Origin of the sequence: Chryseobacterium daecheongense, from assembly GCF_003729955.1 — a bacterium.
Taxonomy (GTDB): Bacteria; Bacteroidota; Bacteroidia; order Flavobacteriales; family Weeksellaceae; genus Chryseobacterium; species Chryseobacterium daecheongense.
In genome coordinates, this window is the sequence record NZ_RJTX01000001.1 from 1,520,788 (window position 1) to 1,542,223 (window position 21,436).

Annotated in this window: 20 protein-coding genes; 7 read left to right on the plus strand and 13 right to left on the minus strand. The window is 37.8% G+C overall.

What is annotated here, in order from left to right; translation table 11 throughout:
• Positions 1-37: 37 nt before the first annotated feature.
• The 6 genes from EGI05_RS07120 to aceB form a co-directional block, all read right to left on the minus strand.
• Positions 38-1,027 (minus strand): LuxE/PaaK family acyltransferase, encoded by a 990-nt coding sequence (locus tag EGI05_RS07120; protein WP_123262599.1) that lies wholly within the window; start codon positions 1,025-1,027, stop codon positions 38-40.
• Positions 1,028-1,200: 173 nt separating this feature from the next.
• Positions 1,201-1,992, minus strand: coding sequence for a UDP-2,3-diacylglucosamine diphosphatase (locus tag EGI05_RS07125; RefSeq protein WP_123262338.1), 792 nt, complete (start codon positions 1,990-1,992; stop codon positions 1,201-1,203).
• Between the two features lie 24 nt (positions 1,993-2,016).
• Positions 2,017-2,463, minus strand: a complete 447-nt coding sequence (gene queD, locus EGI05_RS07130) for a 6-carboxytetrahydropterin synthase QueD (RefSeq protein ID WP_123262339.1) — start codon at positions 2,461-2,463, stop codon at positions 2,017-2,019.
• A gap of 87 nt (positions 2,464-2,550) precedes the next feature.
• Positions 2,551-2,937, minus strand: a complete 387-nt coding sequence (locus tag EGI05_RS07135; RefSeq protein ID WP_123262600.1) for an acyl-CoA thioesterase — start codon at positions 2,935-2,937, stop codon at positions 2,551-2,553.
• A gap of 87 nt (positions 2,938-3,024) precedes the next feature.
• A complete protein-coding gene (gene aceA / locus EGI05_RS07140) occupies positions 3,025-4,305 on the minus strand; it encodes an isocitrate lyase (RefSeq protein ID WP_123262340.1) in 1,281 nt (426 codons plus the stop codon).
• A gap of 88 nt (positions 4,306-4,393) precedes the next feature.
• Positions 4,394-5,968 (minus strand): malate synthase A, encoded by a 1,575-nt coding sequence (gene aceB, locus EGI05_RS07145; RefSeq protein ID WP_123262341.1) that lies wholly within the window; start codon positions 5,966-5,968, stop codon positions 4,394-4,396.
• Positions 5,969-6,094: 126 nt separating this feature from the next.
• Between aceB and EGI05_RS07150 the strand changes: the two genes are divergently transcribed.
• From EGI05_RS07150 to EGI05_RS07160, 3 genes are all read left to right on the plus strand, one after another.
• Positions 6,095-7,600 (plus strand): helix-turn-helix domain-containing protein, encoded by a 1,506-nt coding sequence (locus tag EGI05_RS07150; protein ID WP_123262342.1) that lies wholly within the window; start codon positions 6,095-6,097, stop codon positions 7,598-7,600.
• A gap of 48 nt (positions 7,601-7,648) precedes the next feature.
• Entirely contained in the window at positions 7,649-8,302 is a 654-nt protein-coding gene (locus EGI05_RS07155; protein ID WP_123262343.1) for a ComF family protein, read from the plus strand.
• 142 nt (positions 8,303-8,444) lie between these two features.
• On the plus strand, positions 8,445-9,134 hold the full coding sequence (locus EGI05_RS07160) for an alpha/beta fold hydrolase (RefSeq protein WP_123262344.1): 690 nt from the start codon (positions 8,445-8,447) through the stop codon (positions 9,132-9,134).
• 2 nt (positions 9,135-9,136) lie between these two features.
• Here the strand turns inward: EGI05_RS07160 and upp are convergent, their stop codons facing one another.
• From upp to katG, 6 genes are all read right to left on the minus strand, one after another.
• Entirely contained in the window at positions 9,137-9,790 is a 654-nt protein-coding gene (gene upp / locus EGI05_RS07165) for a uracil phosphoribosyltransferase (RefSeq protein WP_123262345.1), read from the minus strand.
• An 81-nt stretch (positions 9,791-9,871) separates the two neighbouring features.
• Positions 9,872-11,182, minus strand: coding sequence for a ribosome biogenesis GTPase Der (der, locus tag EGI05_RS07170; protein ID WP_123262346.1), 1,311 nt, complete (start codon positions 11,180-11,182; stop codon positions 9,872-9,874).
• Between the two features lie 119 nt (positions 11,183-11,301).
• A complete protein-coding gene (locus EGI05_RS18180) occupies positions 11,302-12,168 on the minus strand; it encodes a cation:proton antiporter (protein ID WP_317125046.1) in 867 nt (288 codons plus the stop codon).
• Entirely contained in the window at positions 12,156-12,881 is a 726-nt protein-coding gene (locus EGI05_RS18185; RefSeq protein WP_317125047.1) for a cation:proton antiporter, read from the minus strand. The genes EGI05_RS18180 and EGI05_RS18185 overlap by 13 nt, the downstream gene beginning before the upstream one ends.
• Positions 12,882-12,947: 66 nt before the next feature.
• Positions 12,948-14,201, minus strand: a complete 1,254-nt coding sequence (locus tag EGI05_RS07180) for a hypothetical protein (protein WP_123262347.1) — start codon at positions 14,199-14,201, stop codon at positions 12,948-12,950.
• A gap of 143 nt (positions 14,202-14,344) precedes the next feature.
• Entirely contained in the window at positions 14,345-16,624 is a 2,280-nt protein-coding gene (gene katG, locus EGI05_RS07185) for a catalase/peroxidase HPI (protein WP_123262348.1), read from the minus strand.
• Between the two features lie 258 nt (positions 16,625-16,882).
• Between katG and EGI05_RS07190 the strand changes: the two genes are divergently transcribed.
• Positions 16,883-17,344, plus strand: a complete 462-nt coding sequence (locus tag EGI05_RS07190) for a heme-binding domain-containing protein (protein WP_123262349.1) — start codon at positions 16,883-16,885, stop codon at positions 17,342-17,344.
• Between the two features lie 12 nt (positions 17,345-17,356).
• A complete protein-coding gene (locus tag EGI05_RS07195) occupies positions 17,357-17,773 on the plus strand; it encodes a thiol-disulfide oxidoreductase DCC family protein (protein WP_123262350.1) in 417 nt (138 codons plus the stop codon).
• A 30-nt stretch (positions 17,774-17,803) separates the two neighbouring features.
• On the opposite strand, the gene EGI05_RS07200 is transcribed toward EGI05_RS07195, so the two are convergent.
• Positions 17,804-19,237, minus strand: coding sequence for an alpha-amylase (locus tag EGI05_RS07200; protein WP_123262601.1), 1,434 nt, complete (start codon positions 19,235-19,237; stop codon positions 17,804-17,806).
• A gap of 188 nt (positions 19,238-19,425) precedes the next feature.
• Here EGI05_RS07200 and EGI05_RS07205 point away from each other — a divergent pair, with 188 nt between their 5' ends.
• Positions 19,426-20,058: a DUF4290 domain-containing protein gene (locus EGI05_RS07205; protein ID WP_123262351.1), complete on the plus strand. Its 633-nt coding sequence runs from the start codon at positions 19,426-19,428 to the stop codon at positions 20,056-20,058.
• Entirely contained in the window at positions 20,059-21,366 is a 1,308-nt protein-coding gene (murA, locus tag EGI05_RS07210; RefSeq protein ID WP_123262352.1) for a UDP-N-acetylglucosamine 1-carboxyvinyltransferase, read from the plus strand.
• Positions 21,367-21,436 lie beyond the last annotated feature (70 nt).

Consider the following 21,436-nt stretch of genomic DNA (forward strand, 5'->3'; position numbering starts at 1 on the left):
AAATTAACTAACCATCATAACTTATAATTCATAATTCTTAACTCACCAGTAAGCTGCAACCTCTGATATCAGAATGATCTATTCTCCCCAGAATCTGAAATTTCTCATTCTCTAAGATTTTCCCAAGATCTTGTGTCGCAATGAATGAGCAGGAATGAATATTGGCCAGATCAATAATATTCACAGCTCCGGTTCTTCCTGTTTTTTCATAACTGAAAGGATCTTCTGCATTTCTTACCATAATTCTCATCCAATTAGGACACTGATATTCATTATCTCCCAGTGAATAGGCTTGTGAAAGAAGCTCGGTCATGGAATATTCCGAATATATTTTATCGGTTTTGAAGCCATCCTGTAAAATTTTCAAAAGCTCATCTTTCGTCATTTCTTCTTTTCTTCCCTTCATTCCTCCGGTTTCAATGACTATTAAATTGTCAAGAAAAGTTAGAGATTCTTCATTTCGTTCCGAATGACAATAGTCTAAGAAATCCAGAAGTGCAAAGGAAACTCCGAAAAGAATTACTTTTTTATCCTTTAAAGTATTCAACAATTCAAATAAGTCTGAATGGTTGTAAAGAAAATACCCGTTTTCAGGTTTGGCAGATTTTTTCATCAGATAATCCACCATATAGATTAATGAAGAATTTTGTCTTTCCAGATAGCTTGGCAATAATCCCAAAAAGATAAAATCTTCAGGCTTTCCTATAAACTGTTCAAAGCTTTTGTAGATACTTTCCTGATAGATGCTTTCATCTGCAATATAATGCTTGGATAAGTTCATCTGGGTGGTTCCTGAACTTTGGAAAAACAGATCTGCTGTCACATTTTTGTCCAGGATTTGATGATTCTTAAACATTTCTATGGGCAAAAACGGAATTTTTGTCAGTTCATCCACCTGATTAGGATCAATTTTAAGATAGTCTACAAAGCTCTTGTATATGTCAACATTTTCATATTGATAACGAAATGTTTCCAATGCAACATTCAGGAAATCCTGCTCTGTATGGATGTTGAATATATGTTCCAAGGTTCTCATTATTTTTCAATTTTCCAATCTTATCAGGCATTAGCAGGATTGGAATAATTTATTTTTAATATTTTTTTAATACAAAATTGAATGTTTGGTAAAGATATTGCTGTGTAATTCCCGGAATATGGATTAAAAACAGGATGATTATTTTCATCCAACTGATTACCTCTTTACAGGGGTAATTTTTTTGTGTCTGCTTCAAAAGTCTTTAATTCAAAATCTTCCTGGAAAACACCATAGGTAAAATAAGAGATCCAGTCTCCGAGATTGATGTATTTCGCGTCAGGTCCCAGCTGCAATACCATCGGAAGATGACGGTGGCCATAGATAAAATAATCAATTTTCTCCGTCTTCAGTTTCTCTTTGGAATAAATGATCAGGAATTCTTTATCCTCCCCTAAAAATGCCTTATCCTCTTCACCGGAAATCATTTTATTTTTCTGCGACAGGTATAATGCTATTTTCATGGCAATATCAGGATGAAGCCATTTGAAAGCCCATTGTGCAATAGGATTAGTGAATAATTTTTTCATTCTTTTATATCCTTTGTCACCGGGACCCAATCCATCTCCATGAGCCAGTAAAAACTGTTTCCCGCCCATTTCAAAATATTGCTTTTTATAGAAAACTGTACATCCGATTTCTTCTTCCAGATAATCTTTCATCCACAGATCATGATTCCCTACAAAAAAATAGATATGGATTCCATGATCTTTCAACTCTGCTATTTTACCAAGGACGCGTACATACCCTTTAGGAATAACGTATTTCCATTCATGCCAAAAATCAAATAGATCACCCATCAGAAACACTACCTGTGCATCTGCTTTGATGGAATCCATCCAACGGATGAATTTTTCTTCACGCACTTTGCTTTCTTTTGGATTAGGCGCACCAAAATGCTGATCCGAAGCGAAATACACTTTTTTTCCAGGTTCAAGATTGATGATCGTCTTTAGCACTTCCTGAGTTTTTGTTACGTAAAATTATCGATTATCTTCTGCATACCATTCTCCATAAGAGTTTTCCGTCTCATGAAGCTTAAGATAAGCCAGGGAAACACCTTCCGGAAGCCTGGATTTTATTTTGGCAGCAATAGCATATAACATATTCTCGCAGGTAGGCTGGAAGGTACAGTAAATTACTTTATGACCTTTCTGCTCAAGGTCCTCTCCCAGTTCTTTGTGTGGAGAAAGTGCATTGATAAGCACTGCATGATCCCATACATCCACAATTTCCGATTTCACGATCGTTTTGATATCACCGAAATCAACCACCATCCCATTTTTAGGATTATTCAAATCATTGACAGGCTTTCCTTTTACCGTTACAAACAGCTTATAGGAATGCCCATGCATATTTTTACATTTTCCATCATAATTGTACAGCACATGCGCCGTTTCGAATGTAAAAATTTTTGTAATACGTATCATGATGCAAAGATAAGATAAACAAGACTAACTAAAAAAACCTTAATAGTCAATTAATATTCAGTCTTTTTATATCAACCAATTTTTGGGCTATAACCTATCCAGCCAATCACTTTCCAATCTTTTAATCTTTTGTGTTTTTATATCCACTAAAACCCAAAGCGTACTGGAATCCACCACTAACACATCGTTACAATAAAACTCAACTTTTCTCGGTTGCCGAATGCCTTCAGGAGCTTTCGGATACGTTTTCACGGTAATAATATCTCCTAGGTAAGCCTGTTTTTTATATTGAATATGATGATCCAGCAGCATCCATATATCATTGGGAAAATCAGTTTTATGTTTTACCAAATCCCAGTGCTCTCCTGCAATTTCTTCCACCCAATGAACATACTGAACATTATTAACATGATTATTTCCATCGATATGTTCTTCTGTTACCTGTATTTGTTTTTCAAAAATTAAATGACTCATCTTCTTCCAATATTTATTCAAAATTAAGATATAAAAAACCTTCCCAAACTGAGAAGGTCCCATAATCGTAAAAATTTATAACATGATCTAATGAAACTGTGCCGTTTCCGTAGAATCTTTCATCGCTACGGTTGCTGACGCACCGTTTGTAACAATCGTCTGAACCTCATCAAAGTACCCTGTTCCTACAAAAGACTGATGTTTCACCGCCCGGAAACCTCGCTTCTGAAGAGCAAATTCACGTTCCTGAAGCTCAGAATAGCCTGCCATACCTTTTTCCTTGTATGCCAAAGCCAGCTCAAACATAGCCGTATTCAATGCATGGAAACCAGCCAATGTGATGAATTGAAATTTGTAGCCCAGTTTTGCAAGCTCTTCACGGAAAGTCGTCATTTCCTCAACACTTAACCTCGCTGCCCAGTTAAAAGAAGGAGAACAGTTATATGCCAGCATTTTCCCCGGGAATTTAGCATGGATCCCTTCTGCAAATCTTTTAGCTTGTTCCAGATCCGGATTAGATGTTTCCATCCAGATCAGGTCTGCATAAGGGGCATAAGATAATCCGCGATCAATTCCCTGCTCTACTCCATTTTTCACTACATAAAATCCTTCTGAGGTTCTTTCTCCGGTTACAAATTTTTTATCCCTGTCATCAATATCTGAAGTTAAAAGGTCGGCTGCATCCGCATCTGTTCTAGCAATAATGATGGATGGAACTCCCGTAACATCTGCCGCCAGACGGGCTGCAATCAATTTATTGATCGCTTCCTGAGTGGGAACCAACACTTTTCCGCCCAAGTGTCCGCATTTTTTGGCAGAAGATAACTGATCTTCAAAGTGTACTGCAGCGGCTCCGGCTTCAATCATCTGCTTCATCAGCTCAAAAGCGTTTAAATTTCCTCCAAATCCTGCTTCCGCATCTGCAATGATCGGAACTAAATACTCTTTATCCCCACCTCCGTTTACAGATTGAATCTGGTCTGCTCTCAACAAAGCATTATTGATTTTCTTTACTACAGACGGAACTGAATTGGCCGGATATAATGATTGGTCAGGATACATTTCACCGGATAAATTAGCATCTGCCGCCACCTGCCATCCTGAGAGGTAAATAGCTTCCAAGCCTGCATCCACTTCCTGTACAGCCTGGTTTCCTGTTAAGGCACCTAATCCTGCCACATAATCCTGAGAATTCAGTTTATCCCAGAATTTTTTGGACATTTCAGTGGCAATGGTATAATCAATGGTATAAGAACCGCGGAGTTTCAATACATCTTCTGCGGTATAGGGTCTTTTAATTCCGTCCCAACGAGGGTTGGTCAGCCAATCGTGTTCTATAGCCTGGATTTGCTCTTGTCTTGTTTTCATAATATTTGGAGTTAGGGGTTAATCTTATGTTGCGAGTTTCGGGGTGCGAGGAAATATCAAACACTCTCTCACTCTTTCACTTTTCTACTTAAATAAAAGGATATGCTTTTAAGGTTAAAAATTCTTCAAATTTTTCTGAGAAGATCAATTCATTGAACAGCTCTTTGGCTAAATTGAATTTCCCGTTTTTGAAGCGTTCTTCTCCTACATATTTTTCAATACGTTCCAATTCTTCAAATTCCCATTGAAGGATCATTTCTCTGGTTAAGGTCCGGTCATCACTTAAAACAGCTTCGTTTTTCAGCCATTGCCAGATCTGGGTTCTTGAGATTTCTGCGGTTGCCGCATCTTCCATCAGGTTATAAATTGCTGCCGCTCCCACTCCGGACAACCAACTTTCAAGGTACAAGATTCCGACATTGATGTTTTTTCGGACTCCATTTTCTGTAATTTCTCCTTTCGGGATTTCCAGCAGATCTTTTTCTATAATCCGATAATCAAATTTCTTATCAATTTGGTTGGCTGTAGGCATATATTGATCGAATATATCTTTCGCTACAGAAACCAATGCGGGATGTGCTACCCATGTTCCATCGTGCCCGTTTTTCACTTCTCTTTCTTTATCGCTTCTTACTTTTCCGAAAGCAATGCTATTGGCTTCATAATCATTTTTTACGGGAATCTGTGCCGCCATTCCTCCAATAGCATGAACGTTTCTTTTATGACAGATTTCAATTACTCTTTTGGAATAGGCACTCATAAAAGGAGAAGTCATCGTTACCTGATCTCTGTCCGGAACTATAAATTCCGGAAGATTCCTGAACTTTTTGATGTAGGAAAAGATATAATCCCAACGTCCGCAATTCAATCCTGCACTGTGCTCTCTTAATTCATATAAAATCTCGTCGATATAAAATGAAGCGGTGATGGTTTCAATTAATACCGTCGCTTTAATGGTTCCTTGTGGAATTTCAAGATAGTTTTGTGCAAAAACAAATACTTCATTCCACCAACGGGCTTCCAGATAATGTTCCAGTTTTGGAAGATAGAAATAAGGTCCACTTCCGTTTTCCAGCAACTGTTTGGCATTTCTGAAAAAGTAAATTCCAAAGTCTATTAAAGACCCCGAAGTTTCTTCCCCATTAATTTCAATATGTTTTTCCGGAAGATGCAAACCTCTTGGACGAACCAGAAGTACAGCCGTTTTTTCATTCAGCTTATACACTTTTCCATTTTCGTTGGTAAAGTCAATATTTCTGTTGATTGCATCGGTAAGATTAATCTGCCCTTGCATACAGTTCCCCCAAGTCGGCGAGTTGCTGTCTTCAAAATCAGCCATAAAAGTGCAAGCTCCGGAGTTCAGAGCATTAATGATCATTTTTCTATCAACAGGCCCGGTAATTTCCACTCTTCTGTCCAGCAGATCTTCAGGAAGCGGATTACATACCCAGTCTTCATTTCGGATCTGTTCTGTTTCCACTAAAAATGTAGGAAGGATTCTTTCATCAAATTTCTTCTGTGTCGCTTTTCTATTTTCTAAAAGTTCTATTCTTTTATTATTAAAATTTTGGTGAAGCTCCACCAGAAAATCAATCAATTCAGGGGTAAACACCTCTTCAAACTGTTGCTGTGACTTTATTCTTAACTGAGTTTTAGTTTCCATAAGATGCTGATTTTGTGGTTTGACATTACAAACATAAATAAAAATTTTCACAATAAGCGAACGTTCGCTAAAATATTTTTAAAAATTATTATGCGAATAATCGCAATCAATTTTTATATTTGGGTCATGAATTCGGAAAGTGACTTTATCAAAACGGTTTTCGGGCTGAAACTGAAACAGCAGAGACAGAAGAAAAATTGGTCTTTGCAGGATCTTGCTGTAAAAACAGGTTTATCAAAATCCTACCTCAATGAAATTGAGAATGGCAAAAAATACCCGAAACACGATAAGATCATCCAACTTTCCGAGGCATTGAACTGTACTTTTGATGACCTGGTTTCCACTAAACTCGATAAAAGCCTGGCTCCTTTCAACGAAATTCTTCAATCAGATTTTTTTAAGGAAATTCCTTTAGGGCTTTTTGGGATTAATAAGAATAACCTGATCAGCATCATCAGTGATGCTCCTAAAAAGGTGACCGCTTTCATTAATGCCTTAATCGAAATTTCACAGAATTATAACCTGGGAAAAGAGCGTTTTTATTTTGCAGTATTGCGTTCTTTCCAGGAGTTATATGATAATTATTTCCCTGAAATAGAGGAAAAAGCAGTTTTGTTTGCCGAGGAAAATCAGATAGAGATCAACAAGAATTTGAAAGCCGAAGTCTTAGAACAGATTCTCACTGAGAGATTCAGATATACTATTCAGTCTGAAGATTTTGAAAAGTATGGAACTTTAGAACATCTTCGCTCCTTATTTATCCCGGAAAAAAAATTATTGCTTCTCAATAAAAAACTGGAAAAGGATCAGAAGACTTTTATTTTGGCCAAAGAAATAGGTTTTAATGTTTTGGAACTTAAGAACCGCCCGAATACATATTCATGGCTGGATTTCGGGAGCTTTGAAGAGATCCTGAATAATTTCTATGCTTCTTATTTTGCAGGGGCTTTGTTAATTTCTAAAGATCAGGCTTTAGAAAAAGCTTCGGAATTCTTTCAACAAAATAACTGGGAACCGGAAAGTTTTGAGAATCTCATCGAAAATTTCACGAATTCACCGGAAACATTTTATTATCGTTTAACAAATGTTCTATCCTCAGAATTGGGAATTAAAGACCTGTTTTATCTATGTCTGGTCAAGAAAAAGGATTCCGATAAAATCCAGATCTTAAAGGAGCTTCATCTGAACCATCAGCAGGCTCCGCACGCCAATGCTACTAACGAGCATTATTGCAGAAGATGGATCGCAGTAAAAAACCTGGCTCATCTGAAAGAAAATGAAACCTTGACCGATGCTCAGATTTCACATTACAAAGATCAGGGAGTGAGCTACCTCGTGATTTCAACTTCACAGAAGAATCCTTTTTCCGACGGCAGCAACAGAAGCTATTGTCTTGGGATTTTGTTGAATTCTCAAACCATTAAAAAGATCAATTTCGTTAAATCTCCAACTTTAAAAACCATTAACGTCGGTGTTACCTGTGAAACATGCAGTATTGCAGATTGTGAGGTAAGACAGGCGCCACCAATCAGGCTGGAAAAAGAGCATTTTAATCTGGATATGAAAAATTCTATTGAAAGGATCAGGAAGGATATTGAGACCGGAAGCTGGAAGCCTGCAGATGAAGGTTAACTGATACTTTCCTTCTAAAAAGCTATATTAGCATTGTAAAACACACAAATGATTTTAGATGTAACTTTCCCGAACCGCTGCATCAGCTGCAGCAGGATCATTGACGGCAAACTGCTTGTCTGTAACTTATGCTTAGCCCAGATCCGTTTTTCTCATTTTGATTATCACGGTGAAAATATACTTAAAGAGAGGTGTAAGCTTCTGTTTCCTATTGAAAATGCTTATGCTTTAATGGAATTTGAAAAAGAGAGTGTCAGCAGAAAAATCATCCATCAATTAAAATATCAAAGTCGGGAAAAAATTGGGAAAATACTTGCCGAGTGGACGCATGAACGTATAGAGTTTAATCATGAAAAACCGGACATCTTGGCTTCTGTACCTCTGCATCCTAAAAAGCAAAGGAAAAGAGGCTACAACCAGTTACATGTATACACGGAAACACTGGCAGAATTCTACAATATTCCTTACCAACACGATCTGCTCAAAAGAAATCACTACTCGAAAGCCCAAGCTTTGAAGAATAAAAAGCACAGATTGGAAAGTCAAAATACCTTTTCGATTACTCGGTCTGTTTCGAATCAGCATATTTTACTGATCGATGATGTTTTTACCACCGGAAATACACTTTCCATGATTGCCTGGGAAATTTTAAAAGCAGGAAATAACAAAGTGAGTGTTTTGGTAATGGCGATGGATGAGTGAGTGCGAGGAATAATTGATAAGCAACAGGTTATGAGCTATGAGTTATAGATTATGAGTTACGATTGTATACGTAACCTTTCCGGCTATAATCTCATTTCTGATTCTCAAATGTTTTTTATAATTTCGGACAAAACTAATATTTATGAAAAACCTGCTTTTGCTGCATGGAGCTTTAGGGCATAGTGATATTTTCGCTCCTTATACGGAAGAATTGTCCCGATATTTTAAAATTCATGCTCCTTTATTTTCCGGACATGGACATATTGATCTTTCTGATAATGGTATTACGATTGAAAAATATACTCAAGAGTTAGCTGAATATTGTGAAAAGGAAAATTTAACGGATGTTTATATTTTCGGACACAGTATGGGAGGTTACGTTGCCCTTTGTTATGCTCTAGAGAATCCTGAAAGGATCAACTCCATTATGACATTGGGAACTAAATTTGACTGGACGGAGGAGCAGGCTTTGAAGGAAAGCAAAATGCTTAATCCAGGTATTATTGTGGAAAAGGTGCCTCAATATGCAGAACAATTACAATCTCAGCATGGCTCGAAATGGGAACAACTTCTTCCTGCAATTGCCAATATGATGGTTTCATTAGGTAAAAATCCTCCTTTGAATCAAAACAATTTAAGAGAAATCCATATTCCGACTCAGATAATGATTGGTGATAAAGATAATATGGTGAGCATTGAGGAAAGTATTGGAGTGTACAAAAGCATTCCTAATGCAAAATTGGCCGTACTTCCGGACACTAAGCATGCTATGGATAAAGTACGACCAAAATTATTGGTTGATATCATGAAAGATTTCTGGAATCTGTCTTAAAATTATCTCTGAAGTTTTTCTCCGTAGCTTAGATCTCCTGCATCCCCTAACCCTGGGGTAATATATCCTTTGGATGTCAGTTGCTCATCAATAGCTCCTACCCATATTTTGGCTTCAGGATAGGCTTTTTCAATGGTTTCAACTCCTTGTTTTGAAGCTATGGCAGCTACGATATGTAATTGTGTCGGTTTTCCGTTAGTTAGAAGGTCTTTGATAGCTTCAATCAACGATGCTCCAGTTGCTAACATGGGATCTGCAACAATTAAAGGTCTTCCTTCAATGCTTGGACAAGTTAAATAATCCTGCTTAATGGAAAAATAATCGTTGGCATCATGTTTCCTGTAAGCGGCAACAAAACCACAGTCTGCTCTGTCAAAATAGTTTAAAATTCCCTGAAACAAAGGAACTCCGGCCCTTAAAATGGTTGTAATTACCGGCTGAACCGCAATTTCTTTTACCCGAATAGTATCTAAAGGAGTCTGAATTTCGATTTCTTTCTGTTCTAATCCTTTACTAATCTCAAAAGCGGCAATTTCCCCGATACGTTCCATATTTCTACGGAATCTCATCCTGTCATTCTGAATTTCAATATTTCTAAGTTCGTTAATCCAGGAATTAACTAAAGAGAACTGGTTTGAAAGTACTGTTGTGTTCATTATTTTGAAATAACTTTTTCTAATGTATGAATTTTTAACATGAACAAAATCCCTCTTAGAAGGTCTAAAAGGGATTGTAATTTATTTTTGTCTGAAATATACTTCAATCGGAACTCCGGTAAATCCGAATTCTTTTCTCAATTGATTTTCAGTAAATCTCTTATACGGTTCTTTCACATACTGTGGCAGGTTACAAAAGAATACAAACTGCGGCGATGGTGTTGGAAGCTGGACACAATATTTGATTTTAATGTATTTTCCTTTGTTGGCAGGTGGAGGTGTATTTTCAAAAATAGGAAGCATTACTTCATTTAATTTTGAAGTTTTGATTTTCTTTTTACGTGCTTCATATACTTCCATTGCCGTATCAACCGCTTTCAGGATTCTTTGCTTCGTTAATGCGGAAACAAACAGAATGGGAATATCCTGGAACTGACCGATCTTATCTTTGATCGACTTCTCGAAATCACGCATGGTATTGGTTTTCTTATCTTCAATAAGATCCCATTTGTTGACCAAAATCACAATTCCTTTTCTATTTTTCTGAGCAATCCCGAAAATATTCATATCCTGGGATTCCCAACCTTGTGTAGCATCCACCATAATGATCACTACATCCGAGTTTTCAATGGCGCGGACAGAACGCATTACGGAATAGAATTCCAGATCTTCGTTTACCTTAGACTTTTTACGCATTCCCGCTGTATCCACCAATACAAATTCATGCCCGAATTTATTATAAAGGCTCTGAATACTGTCTCTTGTAGTTCCTGCGATATCCGTTACAATATTTCTTTCGTTATCTAAAAGCGCATTGGTCATGGTAGATTTCCCTACATTCGGACGACCTGCAATAGTAATTTTAGGCAATCCTTCGAATGGATCTTTATAATCTGTAGTAGGGAATTCTTTAACGATATCATCTAATAAATCTCCTGTTCCTGAACCTGTAGCAGAAGAAAGAGTATAATATTTATCAATTCCTAGTTGATAGAATTCCGTTGCTGGAAGCTCTTCTTTAGCAGAATCCACTTTATTAACAACAATATATACGGGTTTGTTTGATCTTCTTAATAATTGATAGATCTCATAATCTGTATCCGTAAGCCCTTCTTCCACATTCATCATAAAAATGATGGAAGTTGCCTCATCAACAGCCAACTGTACCTGTTTTCTGATCTCCTCTTCAAAAATGTCATCCGTACCCACATCATAACCTCCCGTATCAATTACCGTAAACTCTACTCCGTTCCAGTCTGATTTTCCGTAGTGACGGTCCCTGGTAACACCAGCTGTAGAATCTACAATAGCTTCTCTTTTTTCCAGTAAACGATTAAAAAGGGTAGATTTTCCTACGTTGGGACGCCCAACGATTGCGACAATATTCGACATAAAAAATGTTTAATAAGTTAATTATTAATGGGTTTCTCCAACTTTTGGAGCCCAATTTTTCGGCAAAGATAAGGCTTTATTATTTAGTAATAAAAAAGAGATGTTTTGCCGTCACTATATCAAATCATTTTTATCCGTTCTTCTTCAAGATCAATGCGGAATAATTGCTGACGAATAATTTCTTCATCAATAGCCGGATCTTTATTGATTTCCGAAAGATACTCACGCTGGCTTTCAAGCATTTCTATAAAGACCGCTTTTGTTTTTTCATTCATCCAGCTGTCATCAGAGGCCTCCATTTTTTCTTCCACATGTTTCAGCATCCTCTGTAAACCAACATGATCATTCAGTTCATTATCATATTTATTCCTTAAGAATCTATAAGTATGTTTGTATAAGCCTTCCAGAAGTTTCTGTCTAGCTTCTTCCTCGGGTTCCTGTGGATATAACCCAAACAATTGAGTTCGTTGAATTAAATAAGGCAGGGTGAGGCCTTGCACTACCAGTGTAAGTAAGATGACCACAAAAGTGATAAACAAAATAAGATTACGATGAGGAAAAGCTTCCCCATTTTGCAAAGTAACAGGAATAGCCAACGCTGCCGCCAGCGAAACCACTCCTCTCATTCCTGTCCAGCCCAGAAGCATCGGCATAAAGTACCTTAATCTTGGTGAACGTGCGAGAGGGGCTACACTGGGGCGGAAAATTAAAGTTGCCACCAGAGCTGCATAGGAACTGACGATCCTCGCACCGATTAAAACACCTGTTACTAAAACCCCGTAACCGATAGCTGTGTTTAGTGAAATTCCTTCTGAACGAATTCCTTTTACAATCTCCGGAAGCTGTAATCCTATGATAAAAAATACAATTCCGTTTAAAATAAACACAAAACTTTCCCAGACACTATACCCCCGGACCCTGCTTGCACTGTTTAAAAACATCAATCTCCTTGTAGACAGGAATAAACCTCCGGCTACCACCGCCAATACCCGGAACTATGCATTTTTTCTGCAATCCAATACATAAAATAAGGCTCAACAAGGGTAAGAACTATATCAGTGGGAGCATCTGTTGGCAATCTTTTGTGAACCTGTACAAAAAACCAGCCCAGGATCAAACCTATTCCTGCACCACCAAGCACCATCCACAAAAAGCTTGAAGCCGCCTCCTGCCAGATGAACTGGCCTGTTCCTACTGCCACCAAAGCAAATCTGAATATAATCAGTGAAGATGCATCATTCAACAGGCTTTCTCCTTCTAAAATGGTAGAAGTAGACCGTGGAATCTTGACAAATTGGGTAATAGCTCCTGTACTTACCGCATCCGGGGGAGATACAATACCACCTAATAAAAATCCTAAGGCAATTGAAAATCCCGGAATATAATAATTGGTAATAAAAGCAACTGAAAGTGCTGTAAAAAACACTACCAGAAAAGCAAAGCTTCCGATAATACGCCACCATTTTTTCATTTCTTTAAATGAAATAGACCAGGCTGCTTCAAAAAGCAATGGAGGCAGGAAAATAAAAAAGATAAGATCAGGATCAATCTTTACCACCGGTAGCCCAGGGATAAAGCCAATCAATAAACCCGCTATTACCAATAATATCGGATATGCTATTCTCAATTTTGTGGCCAACATTTCCAGCAATATAATGACCACTATCATGGTTAATAAAAAAGGTAAAATAGTATGCATAAAAGTTGCAATTAAAAAAATCCACTATTAAAATAGCAGATTTTTTCATAAGTTTTATATTAAAAATTAATATCTTGAAATCAACACCCAGGCTGAACCTGTACTCTGCACTACAATTCCTCTTCCCAGCTCTGTATTATTTAAGCCATAGTTTGAAAAATTCCCACCATTCATCCTGAAAGTTCCGGCAACAGTAACGGGACCGCTTGTATCATTGATCAGATTATATGTTTTTCCCAGGTTAGATACACTTGCAGCCGGAAGAGAAATATTTCCGGTGACCAAAACGGTATAGTCATCAACAGCCACTGTTCCGGAAGCCAGAGTTCTTATTTTTTGTGGTAGTGCAGAGACATCTTTCCATGAAAGCTGTGCGTTGACTGCTCCATCAGAAACAAGAACCTCATTGGCTGTTCCATTTGTTCTTGGCAAAGTATAATTTCCCTCTTCAGTACCGGAAGTGTTATTATAGATAAAAGTCGTTCCTTTCATTTTTTCCAGCATAAGAATGGTAGATTCCGCATTTGTTTTGCTGTGTGAAAAATTTAGATAATTCGCAAAACCATCGCTTTGTCCAAAAACAGATGCGCTTACCGTCTGATTCGAATTACTAGCCACCAATCCGAATGCACCTCCATTGGGATTTGAAAAAGTAACTACACTCCCTCCACCTTGACCATTATTGGATTGCAAAGAGCTTATTCCAGGTCTTGTCATTACCAAACTCAAATTGTTAGCTACTGAAAGGTCGGTATTATCAGAAGAGTACATTCCGCTTCCTACACCTAAAAGATTGGTATCTATTCCAAAATAGTTAGAACCGCTTCCGTATTGTGCTTTCATGTCTCCTTTTACCTCAAACTGTCTGTCGGAAATAGCATCTGTTGGTAAGAACCCTACTCCCACCTTTCCGTTCTGGTAGATATTCTGATTATTAGTTGTTGCCGGATTAGCTGTATTCTGCACATTCCATGGTTCCGGAGTAGCAGAAATTCCCGTACTTAGTTTAACCCATTTATTGACGGCACTATCTCCGTTGAAATAATAATATCCCGGAGAAGTCACATCCAATGTTTGTCCACTTGGTGCGGAATCTGCTGCGGTTACATATACGAGAGCTCCGGTTTGAGAAGCAGAGTAGTTTTTGGCTTTTAATTGATCTCCGGTGATTCGTGGAGCAATAATTCCGTCATATTTTGTATTATCCGTTGGGTTTCCGGCTACTTCTAATGTGGCTTTCGGAGATACTGTATTAACCCCAACTTGGGCAAAAGCAAAAGAGCCTGTTAATAATACAACAGGAAATAATTTTTTTGTCATGTTTTTGTCTGTTTTTTACAACAAAAATATATTTTATTTTGAAAAAACAAACATTTCTCACAAATATTTGAATAAAAAGGAGTTTCCAATTAAAAAGACAGCCGAATTCGGCTGTCTTTTATTATCATGTATGTTATATAAAATTAAATCACGTCAAATCTATCCAGATTCATAACTTTGTTCCATGCCGCAATAAAATCTTTAACAAATTTTTCCTGCCCATCTGAACTTGCATACACTTCGGCTATTGCTCTCAACTCTGAATTAGAACCAAAAACAAGATCAGCACGTGTCGCAGTCCATTTTGGCTGACCTGTTGAACGGTCTGTACCCATATACAGTTCTTTGTCATCCGACATTGCTTTCCATTGGGTATTCATATCCAGAAGGTTTACAAAGAAGTCATTGGAAAGAATTCCCGGCCGTTGTGTAAATATGCCGTGCTTAGAACCATCAAAATTGGTATCCAGTACACGCATGCCGCCTAACAACACCGTTAATTCAGGAGCGGTAAGTGTTAATAGCTGAGCTTTATCGATTAATAATGCTTCTGTAGGTATGGTATACTTTCTTTTTAAATAATTACGGAACCCATCAGCAGCAGGTTCTAAGTATCCCATAGATTCTACATCTGTCTGTTCTTGTGAAGCATCCATTCTACCTGCAACAAAAGGAACGGTGAAATTATACCCTGCTCCTTGTACAGCTTTTTCAACTCCAACATTTCCAGCTAATACAATAAGATCGGCCAAAGAAACCTTTTTACCACTTGTCTGAGCACTATTAAATTGTTGCTGGATATTTCCCAGAACATGTAAAACTTTCTGCAGTTGAACCGGATTGTTTGCTTCCCAGTCTTTCTGGGGTGCCAAACGAATTCTAGCCCCATTGGCCCCTCCTCTCTTATCACTTCCTCTGAATGTTGAAGCAGAAGCCCAAGCTGTTGATATTAATTCAGAGGTGCTTAGTCCTGAGTTTCTGATATTTTCTTTAAGCGAATTGATATCATCATTATTAACCAACTCATGATCTACTTTCGGAATAGGGTCCTGCCAGATAAGCTCTTCTTGTGGAACATCAGGTCCTAAATACCGGGCACGCGGCCCCATATCTCTGTGCGTAAGCTTAAACCATGCACGGGCAAAGGCATCTGCAAATGCATCCGGATTTTCATAAAAATGTCTTGATATTTTTTCATAAACAGGATCAAGCTTTAAAGATAAATCGGTAGTCAACATAGTTGGCCTGCGTTTTATTGATGGGTCAAATGCATCAGGGATTGTATTTTCTGCGTTCTTAGCGATCCATTGATGAGCACCTGCCGGGCTTTTAATCAGTTCCCAATCATTTTCGAAAAGGTTTTCAAAAAAATTATTGCTCCATTGGGTAGGAGTTTTCGTCCATGTTACTTCCAACCCGCTTGAAATAGCATCATGCCCTTTTCCTGTTTTGTAACTGCTGCTCCAACCTAATCCCTGCTCTTCTATTCCTGCGGCTTCAGGCTCGTGCCCTACATGATCAGCCGGACCAGCTCCATGCGTTTTACCAAAAGTATGCCCTCCTGCAATTAATGCAACGGTTTCTTCATCATTCATAGCCATACGTCCGAACGTATCACGGATGTCTTTTGCAGCTGCAATCGGATCCGGATTTCCATCAGGTCCTTCCGGGTTTACATAAATAAGCCCCATTTGTACTGCTGCAAGTGGCTTTTCAAGATTACGGGAATGGATGTCTCCATCGGCATGATCATCCGTTGGAAGAACGGCTTCACGTTTTTCCACTCCTTCTGAACCATGGGCATAACGCAGATCGCCTCCTAACCATGTCGTCTCTGATCCCCAATAAACATCCATATCCGGCTCCCAGACATCTGCTCTTCCTCCCGCAAATCCAAAGGTTTTAAAGCCCATAGATTCTAATGCAATATTTCCTGTAAGAATCAAAAGATCGGCCCAGGAAATTTTATTCCCATATTTCTGTTTAATGGGCCACAAAAGTCTTCTTGCCTTGTCAAGATTCACGTTATCCGGCCAGCTGTTTAGTGGAGCAAAACGCTGTTGCCCTGCTCCTGCACCCCCTCTTCCATCGCCTACACGATAGGTTCCTGCACTGTGCCAAGCCATACGGATGAATAACGGACCATAATGTCCAAAATCTGCAGGCCACCAATCCTGAGAATCAGTCATTAAATCATGAAGATCCTTTTTTACAGCTTCAAGATCCAGGCTTTTGAAGGCTTCAGCGTAATTAAAGTCTTTATCCATCGGATCTGATAGTGACGAATGCTGACGCAGAATATCCACTCTTAATTGGTTAGGCCACCAATCCTGATTTTGAGTTCCTCCACCAGCTACACCTTGCTTTTTCATTGTCCCGTTATGAAACGGGCATTTACTGATGTCATTGAAATCTTTTTCCATTATAATTTAGATTTTTATGTTGTTTAAAATTATTATTGAAACAAACTTACAACAGTTAGATGATAAATACAATCTATTAATATTTATATCTAAAATAGTTAAAAACTATGGATTGTAGCTAATTCTATAAAGCATTAAATTACTAAAATTTCCATTTAATTACTCATTGGAATTCATATCTGTAATAATTCCAGATAAAAAGGATTAATATGATCTTATTGAAAATTTTAATTACTTTTATATGTATAAAACTCTTATATGAAAAAAGTACTCATCGTAATTCTTGTTGCCTTTATTATTATTCAGTTTTTTCCCATCGATAAAACTAATCCGCCTGTAAATCCCGGAATGGACTTTTTAAAAATAAAAAAGACACCCCCGGAAATTGCTAAAATCATTACTGCTTCATGCTATGATTGTCACTCTCATGAAACAAAGTATCCATGGTACTCCAGTATAGCACCATCCTCATGGTTTTTAAAGAATCATATCGATGAAGGAAGAAAAAACCTGAACTTCTCTATTTTTTCAACGTATGAACCTAAAAGACAGGCACACAAATTGCAGGAATGTATAGAGATGATCGAGAAAGATGAAATGCCTTTAGAATCTTATATTGTTGGACATTCGGATGCCAAATTGTCTCCTGAACAAAAGCAGGCATTGATCAATTACTTTAAAAAAGTAAAGGAAGAAACGGAAAGAGCGATGATATTTTAAAACCTTAACATCATGCGGGAAGATTGGGAAAATAAACATATAGTCTTTTTTGACGGAGAGTGCGGCGTCTGTAATTTTTGGGTGCAGTGGATTATGGAAAGAGATAAAAAAGATGAATTTTTATTCGCTTCCCTGCAATCTGATTTTGGTCAGAAATTTTTATCTGAAAGAGGATTGGAAAGAAAGCAATTTAAAACATTATATTTATGGAAACCTCATCAGTATTATCTGACAAAATCCCGTGCTGTGCTGAGAATTGCTCATATTCTTGGCGGACATTACAAGCTTCTGAGCTTTTTCGGAAAGCTGATGTTTCCTGCGGTAAGTGACAGAATTTACGATGTGGTGGCCAGAAACAGAATGAAGATTGCCAATCAAAAGTGTTTTTTACCAACCCCACACCAGAGAAAGAAAATTATAGAAGTATAAATAGAAAGGAGAGCTATGGCTCTCCTTTTATTATTGATTTAAAGACCAAACGGAATAACTGTTCGGCGGACATTGGATTTTCACCCATTTATCTCCCTGTGTTGTTGGATACCAGGATGAATGTCCTGTGAAATCTTTAATTTGCTGGCTGCTCCAGTTAGTTTCTATCCATCTTTCCTGCCAGTTGGAAGAATTATTGATATACACCACAAGCCCCGGATTTCCGTTGTAGCCATTTCTTCTTGCCACATATTCATCATTATCGGTATAAAGAATGGAAGTGGTTCCGGTTGCCTTATTATTATGAATCCAGATCAGATTGTTCAATCTTTCTTTATTCAGCCATTCTTCATAATCTCTGTAGAATATGGTTGGATACCCTTCATGAGTTAATATATAAGCATAAGCTAACATTTTATTCCAGATGATGTCCGTATCATGATTGGTTACGAAAGTAACAGCTTTGAAAGGGTTTCTTTTCCACATCATATCATCATTCAGCAGATTTAGATTGCCATTATCGAAAGCTTCATCCATTTTATAATAAGCTGCAAAATCAAATACGGAACTGTTGGCGTTATTCGCCCACCATTCCAATGTGTTGACATTGGAATCCCATAATTCCCCTACAGAAAATCCTCCTACATTGGAATTCCAGGAATTGACCACCCATGGTCCGAATCCTTTCACATAATCAAATCTCCAGCCATCGAATTTCATTACATTTTTGTAGTATTTCCCAACAGAATCATCTCTTCCCCAAAGCCAGTCCTGAACGTGCGGATTGGCATGGCACAGATCAGGAAAACCTCCAAAAGCACCTTCATCATTATTTCCGTACGAGTTTTTATAGAAATCATTATAATTTCTGGTAAATTTTCCTGAAGCCACCCCTGTAAAGTCTGTCCATGTGCTGGTTCCTGTATAAGGATTAGCTTCAGATTGTCCCCCACTGTTATGGTTGATCACAATATCAGCATATACCTGCATATTTTCCGCATGTGCCTGAGTGATTAGTGCTTCCAGCTCTGTTCTGGAACCGAAACGGGTCTCGATGCTTCCATTCTGGTTATAATTTCCAAAATCGTAATAATCTGTTGGATCATATCCCATAGAATAAGCACCGTTCTGCGCTTTTGAAGCCGGTGGTAACCAAATAGCTCCTATTCCGGCATTGGACCAATCAGTCACTTTTCCTTTCACCGTATTCCACCATGTCCCACCGGAAGGAACATCCCAATAAAATCCCTGCATCAGAACACCGCCACCCGGCCCGGAAACGAATTTTCCATTGACAGAATTATTTCCCGTACTGAAAGGCCTTCCGTCATGATGGGTAACATTAACGGTTTTATCATGAACCTCCAATAGTTGTGGGGTTTCATTAACAGCTTCATCAGCTGTCTGACAGGAATTAATAAGCCCTAAGGCGAGAAAAGAAAGTAAGAAATGTGTTTTTTTCATAAAGAATGTTTTGATTGTTAAACTCATAACTAAATTACACTTTTCTTAAATAATTCAACACAAAAGTGAAATAATTTTCATTTTCAACAATAAACTATAGAAAATAATGTCGTATATTTTCATTAAAAAATCATAAACTTTTCATATTTTAAATACAATTTTTCTTTTAATCCATATATTTGCATTCTATGGAATATAATACCCAAAAAACCCAGCTTCATATGCCGGAATACGGCAGAATAATACAACAGCTGGTTGAGCGTTGCAAAGAGCTTCCTTCCAAAGAAGAAAGGAACGAAATGGCAATGGCCATCATTGATTTTATGGGGCAAAGAAACCCTCAGCTTCGGGACGAAGAAAATTATAAGCATAAACTTTGGGATCATCTTTTCATATTAGCGGATCATGATCTTGATGTAGATTCACCATATCCTTTCCCTACCAAAGAACAGCTTTCGGAAAAACCAAAGAAAATGGAATATCCAAAGCTTCAGGGAGATTTCAAATTCTACGGCAAGAGTATCTTACAGCTTATAGAAAAAGCCATTGAACTTAATTCCGGAGATGAAAAAGAAGCTCTGATAGAAGTGATCGCCAATAACATGAAGAAGTCTTACAATGTATATAACAAAGAGCACGTTACCGATGATGTAATCTTCCGCCATTTGAAAGAATTATCTGAAAACAGGCTGGATCTGACAGGAATTGAGTCTCTGGAAAAAAGTAAGATTTACTATACCAGCAACAACCGAAGCAATAAAAATAATAACAACAATAAAAACCAGTCTAAAAAGAGACACAATTATAAAAACAAGAAGTAAATGAGTGGAACGTTTCAAATAAGGGGAGGAAAAAGACTGCAAGGTGAAATTACTCCACAGGGAGCCAAAAATGAAGCTCTCCAGATTTTATGTGCAGTTTTGCTAACGGATGAAGAGGTAAGGATTAAAAACATCCCGGATATCCATGATGTCAACAGGCTTATTGAAATTTTAGGAGACTTTGGGGTAAAAATAACTAAAAACGGGCAAGGCGATTATACTTTTAAAGCTGATAAGGTTAATTTCGATTACATCAAATCTGATGAATTCAAAAAAGACGGGGCAAAGCTTCGTGGCTCTATTATGCTTATGGGACCAATGCTAGCCAGATATGGAGAAGCTTATATGCCAACTCCGGGAGGAGACAAAATCGGAAGAAGAAGATTAGACACCCATTTCCAAGGGCTTGTAGAACTTGGTGCGGAGTTTAATTATGATGAGGATCAATATTTTTATTCTTTAAAAGCTACTGAGCTTAACGGAAAATTCATTCTATTGGAAGAAGCTTCCGTAACTGGAACAGCTAATATTGTAATGGCTGCTGTTTTAGCGAAAGGAAAGACCAGAATTTACAACGCAGCATGTGAACCCTATCTGCAACAGCTTTGTAAGATGCTGAACAGAATGGGTGCCAATATTTCAGGGATCGGTTCCAATCTTTTAACAATTGAAGGAGTGGATTATCTTCGCGGAACTGAACACACCATGCTTCCGGATATGGTAGAAATAGGTTCGTGGATTGGTCTTGCAGCTATGACGAAATCTGAAATCACCATTAAAAATGTTAACTGGAACCAATTAGGAGTTATTCCCAATACATTCAGAAAATTAGGAATCGAGCTTGAACAAAGCAATGATGATATTTATATTCCGGCACAGGAAAATTATAGGATACAGAAATTTATTGATGGATCTATCCTTACTATTTCGGATGCACCGTGGCCTGGATTCACACCTGATTTATTATCCATCATTCTTGTTGTTGCCACACAGGCAAAAGGAAGCCTTTTAGTACACCAAAAAATGTTTGAATCAAGATTGTTCTTCGTTGATAAGTTGATTGACATGGGAGCACAGATTATTCTTTGTGATCCGCATAGAGCTACTGTTATCGGTTTAAATCAGGAAACTCCACTAAGAGGAACTACGATGGTTTCCCCGGACATCAGAGCTGGAAATGCACTACTGATTGCCGCTTTATCTGCTGAAGGAAAATCTATTATCCACAATATTGAGCAGATCGACAGAGGGTATGAAAATATAGACGGAAGATTAAAAGCAATTGGTGCAGATATTGAAAGAATCTAGAATCAGTTAAATAAAATTAAAAGCGTTCAGTTACCTGAACGCTTTTTTTGTAATTAAAACTATATGAATC